Raw genomic sequence first — 17,003 nt, 5'->3', positions numbered from 1 at the left:
CTCTCTTACTCGGCGGCCTCCTGCCCGAGGAACCCGCCCGATTGGCGGCTCCAGTAGCGGGCATAGACCTCGCCCAGATCGAGCAGCGCATCATGCGTGCCCGCCTCGACGATGCGGCCGCCTTCCATGACCACGATCCGGTCCATGCGCGCAATGGTCGAAAGCCGGTGCGCGATGGCGATCACGGTCTTGCCTTGCATCGCCTGTTCGAGCGCGGCCTGAATCTGCGCCTCCACTTCGCTGTCGAGCGCCGAGGTCGCCTCGTCGAGCACGAGGATCGGCGCGTCCTTGAGCATGGCCCGCGCGATAGCGATGCGCTGGCGCTGCCCGCCCGAAAGCTTCACGCCGCGTTCGCCCAGATGCGCGTCGTAGCCGCGCCGCCCCTTGAGGTCCGCGAGATCGGCGATGAAGCCATGCGCCTCGGCGCGCGAGGCCGCCGTCTCGACCGCCTGCTGCGACGCGTCCGGATGACCGTAGCGGATGTTGTCGCGGGCGGAGCGGTTGAACATCGCCGTGTCCTGCGTGACCATGCCAATCTGTCGGCGCAGGCTTTCCTGCGTCACACCCGAGATGTCCTGCCCATCGATGGTGATGCGACCCTGTTCCACGTCATAGAGCCGCAAAAGCGCCGCCACGAGCGTCGATTTGCCCGCGCCGGAGGCCCCGACGACGCCGATCTTTTCGCCCGGCGCGATGTCGAGATCGATGCCGCGCAGCCCCCCGACCCCGCCGCCATAGGTAAAGCGCACGCCTTCGAAACGCACCGCGCCCTGCCGCACCGCCAGATCGCGCGCACCGTCGCGGTCGGTCAGCCCATGCGCGGGCGACAAGGTGTGGATCGCGTCCTCGATCTCGCCGAGATTCGAGTAGATCGTCATCAGCGTGAAGCTGACCCAGCCGGTCATCTGCGCGAGGCGCAGCGAGATCGCGCCGGCGGCGGCGATGTCGCCGGGCGAGGCGGCGCCACGGCTCCAGAACACCAGCGTCGCGCCGGTGACGATCACCGGCAGCGTGCCCGCCAGCGCCATGAGCCAGAACCGGAACCCCGCCGACACCTTGCCAAAGCCCAGCGACCGCTCGCGGAACTGGTGCATCGCGTCGATCGCGGCGCGGTCCTCGTGATCGGAATGGCCAAAGAGCTTCACCGTCTTGATGTTGGTGATCGTGTCGACGACCTGCCCCGTCACCATCGCGCGTGCCGCCGCCCGGGCGGTCGAGGTGGCGCGGATCTTCGGCATGTAGGCGCGGATCAGCAGGACATAACCCACGAGCCAGAGCGTCAGCAGCCCGGCGGTCAGCGTGTCGATCGTCAGAAGCAGGAAGGCCGAGCCGATGAGCGAGGCCAGCGCGAAGAAGACGGTCTGGATCGTGTCGACCGTGAGATCGGTCGTCGCCCGCGCCGCCTGCATCTGTTTTTGCGCGATGCGGCCCGCGAAATCGTTGTCGAAGAAGCTCACCGCCTGACCCAGCGTGTGCCGGTGCAGGCGCGACAGCACGAGGGTGTAGATCGACGGCGACAGCACCACGCTCTGCATCAGCCCCGACAGCCCCATGACGATGGGGCGCAGGATCACGAAGAAGGCCGCGACGCCCAGAAGCAGCCCCATGTTGCCTGCGAAGAACCCGCCCGGCTCGGCCGCGAGCGCGGTGTCGATCACCCGGCCCAGGATCAGTGCCGAGAGCACCTCGAGCACGCCTGCGGCGACCGAGACCAGCGCGCTTGCCCCGGTGACGGCGAAGCTGCCCGAAAGCGCCCAGCGCAGGAACGGCACGAGCGCGCCCGGTGGCGGCCCCTTGGCGGGGCGGAACGGGGCGATGAGCTTGGAGATGTCCTTCATTCGGCGGCCTCCGTGGCGTCCATCCCGAGAAATCCGCCGGACTGTCGCTCCCAGAACCGGGCATAGATGCCGCCCCGCTCCAAGAGCGCGTCATGCGTGCCGTCCTCGACGATGCGCCCCTCCTCCATCACCAGCACCCGGTCCATCCGGGCGATGGTCGAGAGCCGGTGCGCGATGGCGATGACGGTCTTGCCCTCCATCATCTCGTAGAGCGTGCCGAGGATCGCCGCCTCGACCTCCGAATCCAACGCCGAGGTCGCCTCGTCGAGCACGAGAATCGGCGCGTCCTTGAGGATCACGCGCGCCAAAGCGATGCGCTGCCGCTGCCCGCCCGAAAGCTTCACGCCGCGCTCGCCCACCTGCGCGTCGTAGCCCGTGCGCCCCTCGCCATCGACGAGATCGAGGATGAAGTCATGCGCCTCGGCCTGACGCGCGGCGGCGATCATCTCGGCCTCTGTGGCGTCGGGGTGGCCATAGAGGATGTTTTCGCGCACCGAGCGGTGCAGCAGCGCGCTGTCTTGCTGCACCATGCCGATGGCCTGCCGCAGGCTGTCCTGCGTCACGCCCGAGATGTCCTGCCCGTCGATCTCGATCCGGCCCCTTTCGGGGTCGTAGAACCGCAAAAGCAGCTTCACGAGGGTCGATTTTCCCGCACCCGACGCGCCGACGAGACCGATCTTCTGCCCTGCCGGAATTGTCAGGTCGAGCGGCCCGACGCCGCCCGCATTCTGGCCGTAACGATGGCCGAGGTCGCGCGCCGCGATCTCGCCGCGCGTCACCGTGAGCGGGTGCGCCGTGGCGTCGTCGATGAGGGTGATCGGCTGGGCGATGGTCTTCATGCCTTCGGCGATGACGCCGAGATTCTGGAAGAAGTTGGTCACCGCCCACATGATCCAGCCGGTCATCGCGTTGAGCCGCAGGCACAGGGCCGTGGCGGCGGCCACGACGCCGACGCTGGCGGAGCCGGAGATCCACAAGTAGAGCCCCCAGCCGACCACCCCGACGATCAGGAGCCCGTTGAGCACCGACAGCGACACGTCCATGATCGTGAAGAGCCGCATCTCGCGTTGGAAGGTGGCGCGAGCCTGCTCGATCACCGATTTCGCGCCTTCGAGTTCGCGGTCGTGATGCGCGAACATCTTGACCGAATGGATGTTGGTATAGGTGTCGACGACGCGGCCCGTCACGGCGCTGCGCGCGTCGGAGGAGGCCTCTGAGGCCGGGCCGATCCGCTTCACGGTCCAGCGCATCAAGGCCGCATAGAGCCCGAACCAGATCACCAGCGGCAAGAGCAGCATCGGGTCCGCCTCGCCCAAGAGGACGGCGGCGCCGACGACATAGGCCAACGCGAAGGTGATCGCGTCGAAGACCTGGAACACCACCTCGCCGGCGGCGGGCGGCGTCTGCATGATCCGGTTGGCGATCCGGCCGGCAAAGTCGTTCTCGAACCAGCCGACCGACTGTCGCAGCACGTGGCGATGCGCGCGCCAGCGCAGGGTGGTGCCGAAATTGGGCAGGATCGCATTGTTGAGCAGCAGCACGTGCAGGGCCTGAAACGCCGGGCGCAGGATCAGGATGAAGGCCGCGACGAGCAAAAGCTCGGCCCCGTGGCGGGCCAGAACCGTCTCGGGCGTGGCCTGGCCCAGAAGGTCCACGAGGCGGCCCATATAGGCGATGAGCCAGATCTCGACCACGGCCACCACGACCGATAGAACGCCGGTGACCCAGAAGATCCGCGCGAAGGGCCGCGCGTATTCCTTCAGGAACGGCCAGAGCCGGGAGGGCGGACGGTCGGTCTGCTCGTACTCCCCATACGGGTCGACGAGGGTTTCAAAGAAACGGAACATGGATTGTCTCGAATGCGTGCCAGCAGCATATAAGCCGGTTTGCCCCGAAGGAAAACGCGCATACGCGGCAAGCCGCGCAACCTAAGAGAGAAGCGCGTCGCGACCCAAGGCAAAGCCCGAGGCGATCCAGCGCGCCTCGATCTCGCGCAGCGCCTCGCCCAGTGCCGGGCCGGTGATCCGTGGCATCAGGTCCGCCGCCTTGACCGGCAACGATGCCCGTGCGCCCACCTCCATGGTTTCCCGTGAAACAGGGTCAATCTCGCGCCCCGACAGCGCCGCGTTCAGGGCCAGCACGTCGAGACCCCGCCCGGCGCCGAGCCTGTAGCCAAGCTCTCCCGACCCCCAGCCCGACCCCATCGCGTCGCGCAGCGCCTGAAGCCCGGCCTCCTGCGCCCGGCTCAGCCGCAGGCACGCGGCCACCTCCTCGCCCCCCACGAGCGCCAGCCGACGGATCGGATCGGGGGCGAGGCCCGCCTCCTCCTCGACATGGACCAGCACCGAGAGCGGGTCCGACGCGCCGCCCGGAAGCACCCGCATCAGCACGCCGGACATCGCCATCGAGGCGACTGCGGGCGCCGGGTCGGGCGCGGCCATGAGCTTGAGCATCTCGGCACCGACACGCTCGCGCGAGAGCGCCTCGATCCCCTCGGCCAGACCGGCGCAGGCGGCAAGGCCGTCGGCGTCGATGCCACCCTCGGGGGCGCCGTACCAGGCGTGGAAACGAAAGAACCGCAGGATGCGCAGGTAATCCTCGCGGATGCGTGCCTCGGCCTCGCCGATGAAGCGCAGACGATGCGCGGCGAGATCGGCAAGACCGGTGCCGAGCGGATCGACCACCTCGCCGCGCGCATCGGCATAAAGCGCGTTCATCGTGAAATCGCGCCGCGCCGCGTCCTCGGCGATGTCGTCGGAATAGGCGACCGTGGCGCGCCGCCCGTCGGTCTCGACATCACACCGAAAGGTCGTGACCTCGATCGGGGTGCCGCGGGCCACGACGGTGACGGTGCCATGATCAATGCCGGTGGGCACGGGTTTCAGGCCCGCCGCGCGCGCCAGCTCCATCACCCGCTCGGGCCGGGCGTCGGTGGTCAGATCGAGATCCGAGACCGGCGCGCCCAAGAGGGCGTTGCGCACGCAGCCGCCCACGAACCAGGCCTGATGGCCCGCCTCCTCCAACATCCGCGTGACGGCGCGCGCGGGCGCACCCGCAAGCCAGTCCGCCTCGATCCGCTCGCTCATTCCCGGGTCATCCTCTCGGCCAAGCTGCGCAACATGCGCGCCGTGGCGCCCCAAATGTAATACGGACCCCACGCACCACATAATAGTGCCGCCGACGCCCCTGCCAACGCCGCCCCTCTATACGAAAGTGGTAGGGATTGGCGAGATGTGCCAGAGGAACCGAAAATACCTCGGCCACTTCGCCCGCCTCCGGCACCGGATCGAAGGCCCCGCGCAAGATCCCGACCACCGGCGTCACCGAGAACCCCGTCACCGTCTCGTGCGCCGGAAGCGTGCCCAGCACCTCGACCCGCTCCGGCGGCAGGCCGATCTCCTCATGCGCCTCGCGCAGTGCGGCGCCCACGGGGCCGTCATCCACCGGCTCGACCTTGCCGCCCGGAAAGGCGATCTGGCCGGGGTGATGGCGCAGCCGGGCCGAACGCTTGGTCAGCAGAAGACGCGGCGCGCCGCCATCGAGATGCACCGCCACGAGCACCCCCGCCTGCCGCAGCACCCGACCTTCGGGGACCGGCAGACGGGGGTCGATGTCGTAATCCGACGACAGATCGCCCGGATGGCTCAGCGCCCGAAGGAGCCGCGCCTTGATGTCGGGTTCAGCCCCGTCCACCGGCCTGCTCACCGGCCTGTCCATCGGCCTCGGCCTCATTGGCCTTGGCATCCGGCCCTTCGGTCGCCTCGAACCCGAGCGTGTTGGGCGCGAACTCGTAATGCGCCCCGCAGAACTGGCAATCGGCGGTGACGATGCCTTCTTCGGTGGTCATGTGTCCGATGTCCTTGGCCGAGTAGATCGACAGGCTCTGGCGCACCTTCTCTTCCGAGCAGGTGCAGCCGAACTGCACCGGCTGCGCCTCGAAGACCCGCGGCCCTTCCTCGTGGAACAGCCGGATCAGCAAGTCCGTCGGTGTCACGCTCGGCCCGATCAGCTCGAGCTGATCCACCGTATCGAGCAGCACGTTGGCGCGGGTCCAGTTCTCGCCCTCGTCCTCGTCGAGGATGTCGGCGGCCTCAAGAAGCCCCTCCTCGCCCGAGCCGCCCTCGGCGGTCGCGGCGAAGGGCGAAGCCTTGGGCATCTTCTGCAGCATCACGCCGCCAGCGCGCCAGCTTTCGCCGCGGCCTGGCTCGGTGGATTTGCCGAAGGTCAGCGAGAACCGCGTCGGCAGCTGCTCGGACTGCGCGAAATAGGTCTCGGCGCAGGAGGCCAGCGTGTCGCCGGTGATCGGCGTGATGCCCTGATAGGGCGCCATGCCCTGCCCCTGATCGATCAGGATCGCGAAATAGCCCTTGCCGATCAGCGAAGAGGGCTCAGCCCCTTCGTCGAGACGGTTCTCGTCGAAGCTGGCCCAGGCGCGGATACGGGCCGGGGCGCCCTCCTCGGTGGGGGCGTAGTAATCGGTGGCGATCAGCCGCGCCGGCCCGTCGCCGCGCACCTGAAGCGACAGCTTCCAGCGCAACTTCACGGTCTGGCCGATCAACGCGGTGAGAAGGGTCATCTCGGCCACCAGCGCCTCGATCTGCGCGGGGTAGTCGTGCTGCTCCAGCACCCGGTCGAGCACGCCGTCGAGACGCGCGACCCGGCCCCGGATGTCGGACTGGTCGAGCTGGAAGGGCAGGACGGTGTCGTCCCAGGCAATGCGGGCGCGAGGCTCATGGGGTTTCCTTGCGTGTCGGGGATAGGCATACCGCGACCATATAGGAAGCTTGTCGGGAGACAAAAAGGGATGATCCGGCGCTATGGCGAACAGGTGCGGCGCGGCCAGAGATACCGGCTGCGGGTCGGGGTCTACGCGATTCTCGAACGCGGCGGCGATCTGCTGCTGACCTGCAAGGAGGACGACCCCTCCGACATTCAGCTTCCCGGCGGCGGCGTCGATCCGGGCGAAAGCACCCTGCAGGCGCTGCATCGCGAGGTGTTCGAGGAGACCGGCTGGCGCATCGCCGCGGCGCGCCGCATGGGCGCGTTCCGGCGTTTCGTATTCATGCCCGACTACGACATGTGGGGCGAGAAGCTGTGTCACATCTATGCGGCGCGCCCGGTGCGCCCGCATGGCGCCCCCACCGAGGCGGGGCACCGCGCGCTGTGGATGCCGATGCGCGACGCGGCCCCCCGCCTCGGCAATGCGGGCGACCGCGCCTTCGCGCGGGCCTTTGCCCAAGGCCGCGCGCGCGTGCCGCGCCCCGCGCTTGCCCCAACGGCCGAAAGCCTTTAACGCACGCCCCTGAACGCCCATACGGAGAATGCCCATGGCCGCCCAGCCCGCCCCGAAGAAGGTCGTCCTCGCCTATTCCGGCGGCCTCGACACCTCGATCATCCTGAAATGGCTGCAGACCGAATATGGCTGTGAGGTGGTGACCTTCACCGCCGATCTCGGTCAGGGCGAGGAGCTGGAGCCCGCGCGCAAGAAGGCCGAGATGATGGGCGCCACGAGCATCCACATCGAGGATCTGCGCGAGGAGTTCGTGCGCGACTTCGTCTTCCCGATGTTCCGCGCCAACGCGCTCTACGAGGGGCTCTACCTCTTGGGCACCTCGATCGCCCGACCGCTGATCTCCAAGCGTCTGGTCGAGATCGCCGAGGCCGAGGGCGCCGACGCCGTGGCCCATGGCGCCACCGGCAAGGGCAACGATCAGGTCCGCTTCGAACTGGCGGCTTATGCGCTCAACCCCGAGATCAAGGTGATCGCGCCGTGGCGCGAATGGGACCTGACCTCGCGCACCAAGCTTCTGGAGTTCGCCGAACAGAACCAGATCCCGATCGCCAAGGACAAGCGCGGCGAAGCGCCCTTCTCGGTCGATGCCAACCTTCTGCACACCTCCTCCGAGGGCAAGGTGCTCGAAGATCCGGCCGACGAGGCGCCCGAATACGTCTACCAGCGCACCGTCGCCCCCGAGGAGGCCCCGAACGAGCCCGAAATCATCGAGATCGGCTTCGAGAAGGGCGATGCGGTGTCGATCAACGGCGAGGCGATGAGCCCGGCCACGATCCTGACCAGGCTCAACGAGCTGGGCGGCAAGCACGGTGTAGGCCGCCTCGATCTGGTCGAGAACCGCTTCGTGGGCATGAAGTCTCGCGGCATCTACGAGACGCCCGGCGGCACGGTGCTGCTCGAGGCGCATCGCGGCATCGAGCAGATCACGCTCGATAGCGGCGCGGGTCATCTCAAGGATTCGATCATGCCACGCTATGCCGAGCTGATCTACAACGGCTTCTGGTTCAGCCCCGAGCGCGAGATGCTGCAGGCGCTGATCGACAAGAGCCAGGAGCACGTCACCGGCACCGTGCGGGTAAAGCTCTACAAGGGCTCGGCCCGCACCATCGCCCGCTGGTCCGATCACAGCCTCTATTCCGAGGCGCATGTGACCTTCGAGGAGGACGCCGGCGCCTATGATCAGGTCGACGCCAAGGGCTTCATCCAACTCAACGCGCTGCGTCTGAAGCTGCTCGCGGCTCGCAACCGCCGGGTGAAGTGAAGCGGCGGCGCCGGGCCTTCTGGCGCGGCGCCCGTCCCCTGCTTGGGATTTGAGTATTTCGAGTGTAAAGTGGACCCGCCCGGTCCGCCTTGGTCACGCAGCCTTGTCTGGGCCGTGATCGACGGATGCGTCACCATTCCGGCCTGTTCGCGATGGAGACGACATGATCCGCACATCCCCCGTTCTCGCCGCCGCGCTGGCGCTCATGGCCCCGATGGCGCAGGCGCAGTCCACCCAGACCATCACCGTGGCGGGCGGCTGTTTCTGGTGCGTCGAAGCCGATTTCGAGAAGGTCGACGGGGTGATCGAGGCGGTTTCGGGCTTTGCCGGCGGCGACACGTCGAACCCGACCTACGAAGAGGTCACGGGCGGTGGCACCGGGCATTACGAGGCGGTCGAGATCACCTATGATCCGAGCAGGATCGACGCGCGCCGGCTCTATGACTTGTTCTTCCGCTCGATCGATCCGACCGATGCAGGCGGACAGTTCTGCGACCGCGGCCCCTCCTACCGTACCGCGATCTTCGCGGACGCGCAGGACAAGCCCGCCGCCGAGGCCGCCAAGCAGGCCGCGCGCGACGCGTTGGGCCGCGAGATCGTCACGCCGATCCTCGGCGATGCCTCCTTCTACCCCGCCGACGCCTATCATCAGGACTACTACAAGAGCGCCGAGCGCCTCGCCGTCTCCTCGGTCGGGCTCTTCGTGCCGAAATCCGAGGCTTACAAGCGCTACCGCGAGGGCTGCGGCCGCGACGCGACGGTGAAGGCGCTCTGGGGGTCCGAGGCGCCCTTCGCGAAGTAATCCTAAAGGCCCGAGATCAGGCTCTCGTGGCGCGCGACGAACGCCTCTCGCGTTTCGCGCGGCGGCCTGAGCCGGATTTCGAAGCGCACGGCGAGATCGCGGTCGAGCCGTCCGAACAGGCGGTCGGCCTCGGCCGCGGAGAACCCCGCGATGCACACGGCCTCGAGCCAGGCCGAAACCTTGTCGGCGCGCTTGATCCGGCGCTTCAGCTCGGCGGGCAGCACCGCAGGCAGGCCGAAGCGCAGGTGGATCGCCGCCGTCAGCCGTGCGTCGAGCGCGGCATATCCCGGCCCCACCGCCGCCTTCACCGGCGAGATCATGTCGCCGATCACGTATTCGGGCGCGTCGTGCAACAGCGCCGCCAACCGCTGGCCCGCGGGCGCGCCGGGGTGGCAATATGCGAAGATCTCCTCGACCAGAAGCGAATGTTCGGCCACCGAATAGGCGAAATCGCCCCGCGTCTGCCCGTTCCAGCGTGCCACGAAGGCCAGCCCATGCGCGATGTCCGAGATTTCCACATCCATCGGCGTCGGGTCCAGCAGGTCGAGCCTGCGCCCCGAGAGCATCCGCTGCCACGCCCGCGGCGCGCGGCTCATGTCAGCACCGTAAGGTCGTTCGCAAAGCGCGCGAAATAGCGCTCGGTGCGCCCCGCGCCGCGAAAATGCGCCCAGGCGAGGGCGCGCGCCCCGCCCGGCACCGCCATCGGCCCGGCCCCCGGCACGGGAGCCGTCCGGTTGGGAAAATGTCGCTCCATGAACTGCGCCAGCGCGGCGGCGAACTGCGGCGGCAGCCGGTCCTGCGGATCGGCCCAAGGTTTGGCGGGACCTATGAAATGCACCACATGCGTCTCGAGCATCGCCTCGAACAGCCGTGAGGCGCGCGTGTACTGCCAGTTCCACACCGGGGACATTTCGGCCCAGCTCCCCTGCAGCACGGCGTTGAGCAGGGTCTGATCCTTGTGCTGCATCCGCCCGGCATGCCGCGCGCCAAAGCTCAAGGCGCGGTCCAGCATTCCGCTTTCGCGCCAGGCCTTCACGTCGATCAGCATCACGCCCGCGTTGAAATAGGCCCCGTTCGACAGGCCCAGCGCCCTGAGATCGGCCGGATGGCGGCCGGGGCTGCGCCATTGCTGGTTGTCGCGCACCGCCGCCGCCGGGCGGCCGTGAAGGTTCACGCGCAAGAGCGCGCCGAAATCGCCGCCACGCAGGAAGACGTCACTGTCGAGATAGAGGATGCGGTCATAATCGGGCGCCAGCGCCTCGGGTACCGCGAGCCGCAGATAGGTCGAAACGGTGCGCCGCGCGTCGAGGCCGAAGCCGTCGAACATGCCGCCCGCATCGATTGCGCAACGCCGCAGATCGAGCGTCGCGGGCAGATCGAGTGGGGTGTCGGCGCAGATGACGATGTCGAAATCCCGCTCTGGGGCGAGCGCCGCGAGCTGTGCGGCCGCGAAGGCGGCATAGGGCAGGTAGTTGTCGTCACAGCAGAACACCACCGCGTGGCGGTGCCGGGCCGGCCTGTCGCTTTCGACGCTCACACGCATCCGCACGCTCCTTGGGATGGCTCGATGATCGGGATGCGCTACCACGCGGCGCGTCCTTGCTTCAATCTCGCCGCGATTGCCAGATCGGGCTCGTGGGTGTTACGCCTGAGGCACGCTCTCTTTTCTTCGCGCAAGGAGGCCCCCATGGCTCCGGACCATGTCGTCAAGGACATCTCGCTGGCCGATTGGGGCCGCAAGGAGATCGCGATCGCCGAGACCGAGATGCCGGGGCTGATGGCGCTGCGCACGGAATACGGGCCGAGCCAACCGCTCAGGGGCGCGCGGATCGCGGGCTCGCTGCACATGACGATCCAGACCGCGGTGCTGATCGAAACGCTGCGCGCGCTGGGGGCCGAGCTGCGCTGGGCCTCGTGCAACATCTTTTCGACGCAGGACCACGCGGCGGCGGCCATCGCGGCGGGCGGCACGCCGGTCTTCGCCGTGAAGGGCGAGAGCCTCGCCGAGTACTGGGCCTATACCGACCGCATCTTCGATTTCGACGAGGGCGCGAACCTGATCCTCGACGATGGCGGCGACGCCACGATGTACATCCTCTTGGGCGCGCGGGTCGAGGCGGGCGAGACCGGGCTTCTCGACCTGCCGCGCTCCGACGAGGAGGTCTGCCTGTTCGGCCAGATCCGCGAGCGGCTGACCCGAAGCCCCGGCTGGTTCACCCGTCAGCGCGACGCGATCCGTGGCGTCTCCGAGGAGACGACGACCGGCGTGCACAGGCTCTACGAGCTGCACAGAAAGGGTCTCTTGCCGTTCGTGGCGATCAACGTGAACGATTCGGTGACCAAGTCCAAATTCGACAACAAGTATGGCTGCCGCGAGAGCCTCGTCGACGGCATCCGCCGCGCCACCGACACGATGATGGCCGGCAAGGTCGCGGTGGTCTGCGGCTATGGCGATGTAGGCAAGGGCTCGGCGGCGAGCTTGCGCGGCGCGGGCGCGCGGGTGAAGGTCACGGAGGTCGATCCGATCTGCGCGCTGCAGGCGGCGATGGATGGCTATGAGGTGACGCTTCTGGAGGAGGAGGTGGCGACCGCCGACATCTTCGTCACCACCACCGGCAACCGCGACGTGATCCGCATCGAGCATATGCGCGAGATGAAGAACATGGCCATCGTCGGCAATATCGGCCACTTCGACAACGAGATCGAGGTGGCGAGCCTGCGCAACCACAAATGGACCAACATCAAGGACCAGGTGGACCTGATCGAGATGCCTTCGGGCAATTCGATCATCCTGCTCTCCGAGGGCCGACTTCTGAACCTCGGCAACGCCACGGGGCACCCCTCCTTCGTAATGTCGGCCTCCTTCACCAATCAGGTGCTGGCGCAGATCGAGCTCTGGACTCGGGGGGACGCGTATCGTCCGGGCGTGTTCGTCCTGCCCAAGGCGCTCGACGAGAAGGTGGCACGGCTGCATCTGGAGCGGGTGGGCGCAAGGCTCACCGAACTACGCCGCGAACAGGCCGAATATATCGGCGTCCCGGTGGAAGGGCCGTTCAAGCCCGAGCACTACCGCTACTGAGCGCCGAAGACGCGAAAGCGGCAGGATCTTAACGGATTGCGGTCGATTGGAGACGAGTTCTCCACAAGCATGTGTTGCCTCGAATCGATGAACGGCCTACCGCTCCTTTCGTCGGCCAGGATGGCCAGACCCCAGAGTTTCGAGGTTCCGCCGGGTGGGAGTCCGCGGGGGAAACCGGGGGGTGCTGGCATGGATGGTCGCCCCCCCGAAACCCCTCAGAACAATCCGAGCACCAGCCCCATCGCGGCGCAGCCCAGCGTCGCGTAGCCGCCGTCGATCACCGCGAGAGACCAGGGCCGGTTCGCATAGCCGGTGTTGAGCGTGATCCACGGCGCGATGAACAGAGCGCCGATCGCCACACCGCCGAAGAAGCCCCCCGCCGCGCTGTCGATCCCCGCGAGGCCGAAGCCGTAGCGCATCGTCGCCGCGACGATCAGCATCGCCACGAAGGACACGAGGTAGGGCAGCGGCGCGTCCGAATTCCGAGGCTTGCCATCCGCGCCCATGGCCACGCCCGAGGCCGCCATCCATGGCTGGGCCAGCATCATGTACCACGCCGCACCCAGCGCGAAGGACGCGAGCGCCGCGAGCAGGATCGAGAGTATCGCCATCCGTGGACCCTCCGGTGTTTCGACCAGCATGGCCCGGATGGCGCTTTCGCGCTACGCCTCGGCCAGAGTTCCCGCCAGTTCGTGGATCACGCGCCACTCATCCTCCGAAACCGGCTGCACCGACAGGCGCGAATTGTTGACCAGCACCATCTGCGACAGCCGCGGCTCGGACTTGATCTCGTCGAGGCTCACCTCGCGCCCGAGCTTGTAGAGCGCGCGGATGTCGACGCATTCCCAGCGCGGATCACCCGCCTTGCTGTCGGGATGGATCGTGGCGCAGACCTCGACCACGCCCACCGCCGCCTTGCCGATGTTCGAATGATAGAAGAAGCCGCGATCGCCGATCTCCATCTCGCGCATGAAGTTGCGGGCCTGGTAGTTGCGGATCCCGTCCCACTCCTCTCCCGCCTCGCCCCTGGCCACCTGCATGTCCCACGACCAGACGTTCGGCTCGGACTTGAACAGCCAGTAGCGCATTAACCGATCACCTTCTTCCAGGCGCGGATCTCGACGCTGTCGAACAGGCCGGCGCGGGCATAGGGGTCGTTCTCGGCCCAGTCGCGCGCCGCCGCCATGTCGGCCACGTCGAGGATCACGAGCGAGCCGTCCATCTCGCCGCCCTCGCTCAGAAACGGCCCCGCCATCAGCACCACGCCGGTGGCTTCGATGTATTCCAGATGCGCCTCGCGGGTCTCCTTGCGGATCTGCAGCGCGTCGGGCTTGTCGCGGGTGATCAGGGCAAAGCTCATTCTCGTTCCTCCTTGAGGGGTCTGTTGATCAGCGCGTCGAGCGCCTGAAGCGGTGTGAGGTCGCCTGCGACCATGCGCGCGGTGACCGCCGAGATCGGCAAGTCGAGCCCGCGCCCGGCGGCAAGATCGGTGACGGCGCGCGCCGTGGCCGCGCCCTCGACCGTGGTGTGGCTGTCGAAGCTCTCGCCCCGGCCCAGCGCGAGACCATAGCGGTAGTTGCGCGACAGCTCGGACGAGCAGGTCAGCACCAGATCGCCGAAGCCCGACAGGCCCATCAGGGTGTCGGGCCGCGCGCCCAAGCTCGCGGCGAGGCGCTGCATCTCGGCAAAGCCGCGGGTCATCAGGGCGGCGCGGGCGCTGTCGCCCAAACCCGCGCCGATGCAGGCGCCGCAGGCGATGGCGATGACGTTCTTGAGCGCGCCGCCCAACTCCGCGCCGATCACGTCCGCCGTGCGATAGAGCCTGAGCGTCGGGGTCGAGAGCGCGGCCTGCAGCGCGGCACCACAGGCCTCGTCGGCACAGGCCAGCGTCAGCGCCGTCGGCAGGGCCCGCGCGATGTCGGCGGCAAAGCTCGGACCCGTCAGCAGGGCGGGCGTGGCCGATGGCACGGCATGGGCGATGATCGCCGTCTGGCCGGTGAGGCTGGTGAGATCGATGCCCTTGGCGCAGGCGACGAGCACCTTGCCCGAAAGCGCGTCGCGATGGGCGGTCACGAAGCCGCGCGTGGCCTGCGCGGGCAGTGCCAGCAGGATCGTGTCGCAATCGAACAAGGCGGCGAGATCCGACACCGGGTCGATCCGCGCCGGAAGGTCGATCTCGGGCAGCCGCTCCGCCTGCCGAGTGGCGCGCATCCGCTCCACCGCGCCCGTATCGCGCGCCCAGAGGGTCACGTCGCGCCCCGCCTGCGCCAGCGTCACGGCAAGCGCCGCGCCAAAGGCCCCGCACCTGCAACTCCGATCCTCATGCCCCGATCCTCATGCCTTGGCTCCCTTGCGCCCCGAACCGATCATCGGCGCCGCCTCCCCGTCGAGAGGCCAGCGCGGCCGCGCCGACAGGTCCAGCCCGTCCGCCTCGCCCGCCGCCAGCCGCGCCAGACCCGCATGGGCGATCATCGCCGCGTTGTCGGTGCACAAGGCCAGCGGCGGCGCCGCGAACTCGACCCCCGCCTCGGCGCAAAGCGCCGTGAGCGCGGCGCGGATCGGCCCGTTCGCCGCCACGCCCCCCGCCACGGCAAAGGCCGGGCGGTCGGGCGACATCTCGAGATAGAGCGCCAGCGCCCGCCGGGTCTTTTCGCGCAGGATCTCGACCACCGCCTTCTGGAACGCCGCCGCGAGATCGGCCCGCGCGGCCCGCGTCAGACCACCCGCCGCGGCCATTTCGGCGTCGCGCGCCCTGAGCAGGGCCGTCTTCAGACCCGAGAACGACATGTCGCAGCCGGGCCGGTCGAGAAGCGGGCGCGGCAGCGCGATGCGGTCCGCGTCGCCCTGCCGCGCCTCGATCTCGACCGCCGGGCCGCCGGGTTGCGGCAGGCCCAAGAGCCGCGCGGTCTTGTCGAAGGCCTCGCCCGGCGCGTCGTCGATGGTGCCGCCCAGACGCCGGAACCGGTCCTCGCCCTCGACCACGAGAAACTGGCAATGTCCGCCGGAGACCAGCAGCATCAGGTAGGGAAAGCAGAAGCCATCGGTCAGCCTCGGCGTCAGCGCGTGGCCCGCAAGGTGGTTCACCCCGATCAAGGGCAGGCCCGTGGCCGCCGACAGCCCCTTGGCCAGCATGACGCCCGACAGCACGCCGCCGATCAGGCCCGGCCCGGCGGTCACCGCGATTCCGTCGAGATCGGACAGTGCCAGCCCCGCCTCGCCCAGCGCCGCCTCGACGCAGTGATCGAGCACCTCGGCATGCGCGCGCGCCGCGATCTCCGGCACGACGCCGCCGAACTGCGCATGCAGCGCCGTCTGGCCGCGCACCACCGAGGACAGGACCGTGGCCCGCCCTTCCGTCCGACGCACCACCGCCGCCGCGCTGTCGTCGCAGCTCGATTCGATGCCGAGAATGGTAAGTGTGGCCATGTCCGCCCCGCTTGCGCCCGCGCCCACCGCAGCTACCATCCCGGTTCGATCTGAACAATGCCGCGCGGGGCCATCCGCTGAGCCGCACGCGGCCACGAGAACGGGCACGGTAACGGGTCGAGCCGGGCGCGTGCCGGCGCCGGACCGGGCCGAAAGGGGAGCAAGATGACCGATCCGATCCTGCTGCTGACCCGGCCCGAAACGGCGGCGCGGCGCTTTCTGGCCGAATTGGAGGTCGCGGCGGGGCGGCATCTGCGGGCCGTGATCGCACCCTTGCTGCGGATCGACGAGATGACGCCGCCCCGTCCCGCGACGCCCCCCGCCGTCCTCATCCTGACCTCCGAGCGCGGCGCGCTGGGGGCCGCGCGGATGGGCTATGCCGGCCTGCCCGCGTGGTGCGTCGGGCCGCGCACCGCGCAGGCCGCGCGGGCGGTCGGGTTGGAGCCACGCGCCGGGGGCGGCACCGCCGAGACGATGCGCGCCGCGATCCTCGCCGCCCCCGAGGAGGGGCCGCTTTTGCATCTGCGCGGCGATCACCAGCGCGGCGACCTCCCGGCGCGGCTGCGCGCGGCGGGGCGCGACTGCGGTGATGCGGTGGTCTATGCCCAGACCACCTGCCCGCTCTCCGCCGAGGCGCGCGCGCTGCTCGACGGCGCGGTGCCGGTGGTGGTGCCTGTGTTCTCGCCGCGCAGCGCCGCCCTTCTCGCCGAATGCGCCCCTGTGGCCGCGCCACTGGCCCTCGTGGCGATCAGCGCCGCCGCCGCGCGGGCGCTTGCGCCGCTCGGAGGGGTGGTCACGCGGGCCACGCATCCCGAGGCGATCGCGATGATCGACGCAACCCTTGTGGCCCATGCGACGTTCGGTTCCATGACACAATCCGGTGGCAGCGGCGCTTGAGGCGACGCACGGGGCGGGCTAGGGTCTGCAAATGCTGCGGCGGCATGGAAAATTCCGGCGCATTCGGGGACGGAAGGGACAGGGTTTTGGCACGAAAGACGACAGGCACCCCGGGCAGGCCGGCTGGCGCGAGGACGGATGCGCCAGGGCGCTCTGGCAGCGCCGGGGCGAATGACAGCACCGGCAAGACCACCGGCAAGCCGACCTCCGAGACCGACAAGCGGTCCTCGGCGACGACCGGCCAGCAGCCATCGCCCGGCGCCGATACCAGCCCCGCCGCCACGAAGGCCACGGGCCCCGACGCGCCCTCCAAGACCGCCACGTCACCCGGCGCCGCAAGCGCTGCGGTTGATCTCGGCACCACCGGAACCCCGGGCAAGACGATTGCTCCGGCCACTCCGGCCACT

Annotated in this window: 17 protein-coding genes and 1 pseudogene; 6 read left to right on the top strand and 12 right to left on the bottom strand. The window is 68.8% G+C overall.

Annotation, left to right across the window (positions count from 1 at the left end; all coding sequences use genetic code 11):
* Positions 1-5: 5 nt before the first annotated feature.
* The 5 genes and pseudogenes from MBELCI_RS03745 to hslO form a co-directional block, all read right to left on the bottom strand.
* Positions 6-1,838 carry an ABC transporter ATP-binding protein gene (locus tag MBELCI_RS03745; protein WP_021692821.1) on the bottom strand — a complete coding sequence of 611 codons (1,833 nt, stop codon included), beginning with the start codon at positions 1,836-1,838 and terminating at the stop codon, positions 6-8.
* Positions 1,835-3,685: an ABC transporter ATP-binding protein gene (locus MBELCI_RS03740; protein WP_021692820.1), complete on the bottom strand. Its 1,851-nt coding sequence runs from the start codon at positions 3,683-3,685 to the stop codon at positions 1,835-1,837. Before MBELCI_RS03740 ends, MBELCI_RS03745 begins: the two co-directional genes overlap by 4 nt.
* Positions 3,686-3,766: 81 nt before the next feature.
* Positions 3,767-4,924, bottom strand: a complete 1,158-nt coding sequence (locus MBELCI_RS03735) for a CCA tRNA nucleotidyltransferase (RefSeq protein WP_021692819.1) — start codon at positions 4,922-4,924, stop codon at positions 3,767-3,769.
* A pseudogene (locus MBELCI_RS03730) lies at positions 4,921-5,555 on the bottom strand (CoA pyrophosphatase). Before MBELCI_RS03730 ends, MBELCI_RS03735 begins: the two are co-directional and overlap by 4 nt.
* On the bottom strand, positions 5,518-6,615 hold the full coding sequence (gene hslO / locus MBELCI_RS03725; RefSeq protein ID WP_045319679.1) for an Hsp33 family molecular chaperone HslO: 1,098 nt from the start codon (positions 6,613-6,615) through the stop codon (positions 5,518-5,520). Before hslO ends, MBELCI_RS03730 begins: the two are co-directional and overlap by 38 nt.
* A 27-nt stretch (positions 6,616-6,642) precedes the next feature.
* Here hslO and MBELCI_RS03720 point away from each other — a divergent pair, with 27 nt between their 5' ends.
* The 3 genes from MBELCI_RS03720 (at position 6,643) to msrA (ending at position 9,194) form a co-directional block, all read left to right on the top strand.
* Positions 6,643-7,131, top strand: a complete 489-nt coding sequence (locus MBELCI_RS03720; RefSeq protein WP_021692816.1) for an NUDIX domain-containing protein — start codon at positions 6,643-6,645, stop codon at positions 7,129-7,131.
* Positions 7,132-7,165: 34 nt separating this feature from the next.
* Positions 7,166-8,392, top strand: coding sequence for an argininosuccinate synthase (locus tag MBELCI_RS03715; RefSeq protein WP_021692815.1), 1,227 nt, complete (start codon positions 7,166-7,168; stop codon positions 8,390-8,392).
* Positions 8,393-8,555: 163 nt separating this feature from the next.
* Entirely contained in the window at positions 8,556-9,194 is a 639-nt protein-coding gene (msrA, locus tag MBELCI_RS03710; RefSeq protein ID WP_021692814.1) for a peptide-methionine (S)-S-oxide reductase MsrA, read from the top strand.
* Positions 9,195-9,196: 2 nt separating this feature from the next.
* Here msrA and MBELCI_RS03705 read toward each other — a convergent pair whose 3' ends face one another.
* Positions 9,197-9,790: an HD domain-containing protein gene (locus MBELCI_RS03705; RefSeq protein ID WP_021692813.1), complete on the bottom strand. Its 594-nt coding sequence runs from the start codon at positions 9,788-9,790 to the stop codon at positions 9,197-9,199.
* Positions 9,787-10,737: a glycosyltransferase family 8 protein gene (locus MBELCI_RS03700; protein WP_021692812.1), complete on the bottom strand. Its 951-nt coding sequence runs from the start codon at positions 10,735-10,737 to the stop codon at positions 9,787-9,789. Before MBELCI_RS03700 ends, MBELCI_RS03705 begins: the two co-directional genes overlap by 4 nt.
* A 144-nt stretch (positions 10,738-10,881) precedes the next feature.
* On the opposite strand from MBELCI_RS03700, the gene ahcY reads away from it, so the two are divergent.
* Positions 10,882-12,273: an adenosylhomocysteinase gene (ahcY, locus tag MBELCI_RS03695; RefSeq protein ID WP_021692811.1), complete on the top strand. Its 1,392-nt coding sequence runs from the start codon at positions 10,882-10,884 to the stop codon at positions 12,271-12,273.
* Between the two features lie 215 nt (positions 12,274-12,488).
* Here the strand turns inward: ahcY and MBELCI_RS03690 are convergent, their stop codons facing one another.
* Genes MBELCI_RS03690 through tsaD form a run of 5 tightly spaced genes read right to left on the bottom strand, consistent with a single transcriptional unit; the run spans position 12,489 to position 15,699 of the window.
* The gene (locus MBELCI_RS03690) at positions 12,489-12,884 is read right to left on the bottom strand and encodes a DUF1761 domain-containing protein (RefSeq protein ID WP_021692810.1); all 396 of its coding nucleotides are present in this window, start codon (positions 12,882-12,884) and stop codon (positions 12,489-12,491) included.
* Between the two features lie 51 nt (positions 12,885-12,935).
* The gene (locus MBELCI_RS03685) at positions 12,936-13,361 is read right to left on the bottom strand and encodes an EVE domain-containing protein (protein ID WP_021692809.1); all 426 of its coding nucleotides are present in this window, start codon (positions 13,359-13,361) and stop codon (positions 12,936-12,938) included.
* Positions 13,361-13,633 (bottom strand): YciI family protein, encoded by a 273-nt coding sequence (locus tag MBELCI_RS03680; protein WP_021692808.1) that lies wholly within the window; start codon positions 13,631-13,633, stop codon positions 13,361-13,363. Before MBELCI_RS03680 ends, MBELCI_RS03685 begins: the two co-directional genes overlap by 1 nt.
* The gene (locus tag MBELCI_RS03675) at positions 13,630-14,550 is read right to left on the bottom strand and encodes an NAD(P)H-dependent glycerol-3-phosphate dehydrogenase (RefSeq protein ID WP_021692807.1); all 921 of its coding nucleotides are present in this window, start codon (positions 14,548-14,550) and stop codon (positions 13,630-13,632) included. The genes MBELCI_RS03680 and MBELCI_RS03675 overlap by 4 nt, the downstream gene beginning before the upstream one ends.
* Positions 14,551-14,607: 57 nt before the next feature.
* Positions 14,608-15,699, bottom strand: a complete 1,092-nt coding sequence (gene tsaD, locus MBELCI_RS03670) for a tRNA (adenosine(37)-N6)-threonylcarbamoyltransferase complex transferase subunit TsaD (RefSeq protein WP_045319678.1) — start codon at positions 15,697-15,699, stop codon at positions 14,608-14,610.
* 165 nt (positions 15,700-15,864) lie between these two features.
* Between tsaD and MBELCI_RS03665 the strand changes: the two genes are divergently transcribed.
* Entirely contained in the window at positions 15,865-16,596 is a 732-nt protein-coding gene (locus tag MBELCI_RS03665) for a uroporphyrinogen-III synthase (RefSeq protein WP_021692805.1), read from the top strand.
* Positions 16,597-16,682: 86 nt separating this feature from the next.
* Positions 16,683-17,003 (top strand): hypothetical protein (locus tag MBELCI_RS20935; RefSeq protein ID WP_439645917.1); only part of this gene is annotated, 321 nt, incomplete at its 3' end.

The sequence above is a fragment of the Limimaricola cinnabarinus LL-001 genome (assembly GCF_000466965.1).
GTDB lineage: Bacteria > Pseudomonadota > Alphaproteobacteria > Rhodobacterales > Rhodobacteraceae > Limimaricola > Limimaricola cinnabarinus.
Note: the sequence above shows the minus strand (reverse complement) of the source record. Positions and strands in the feature narration are given on the sequence as shown.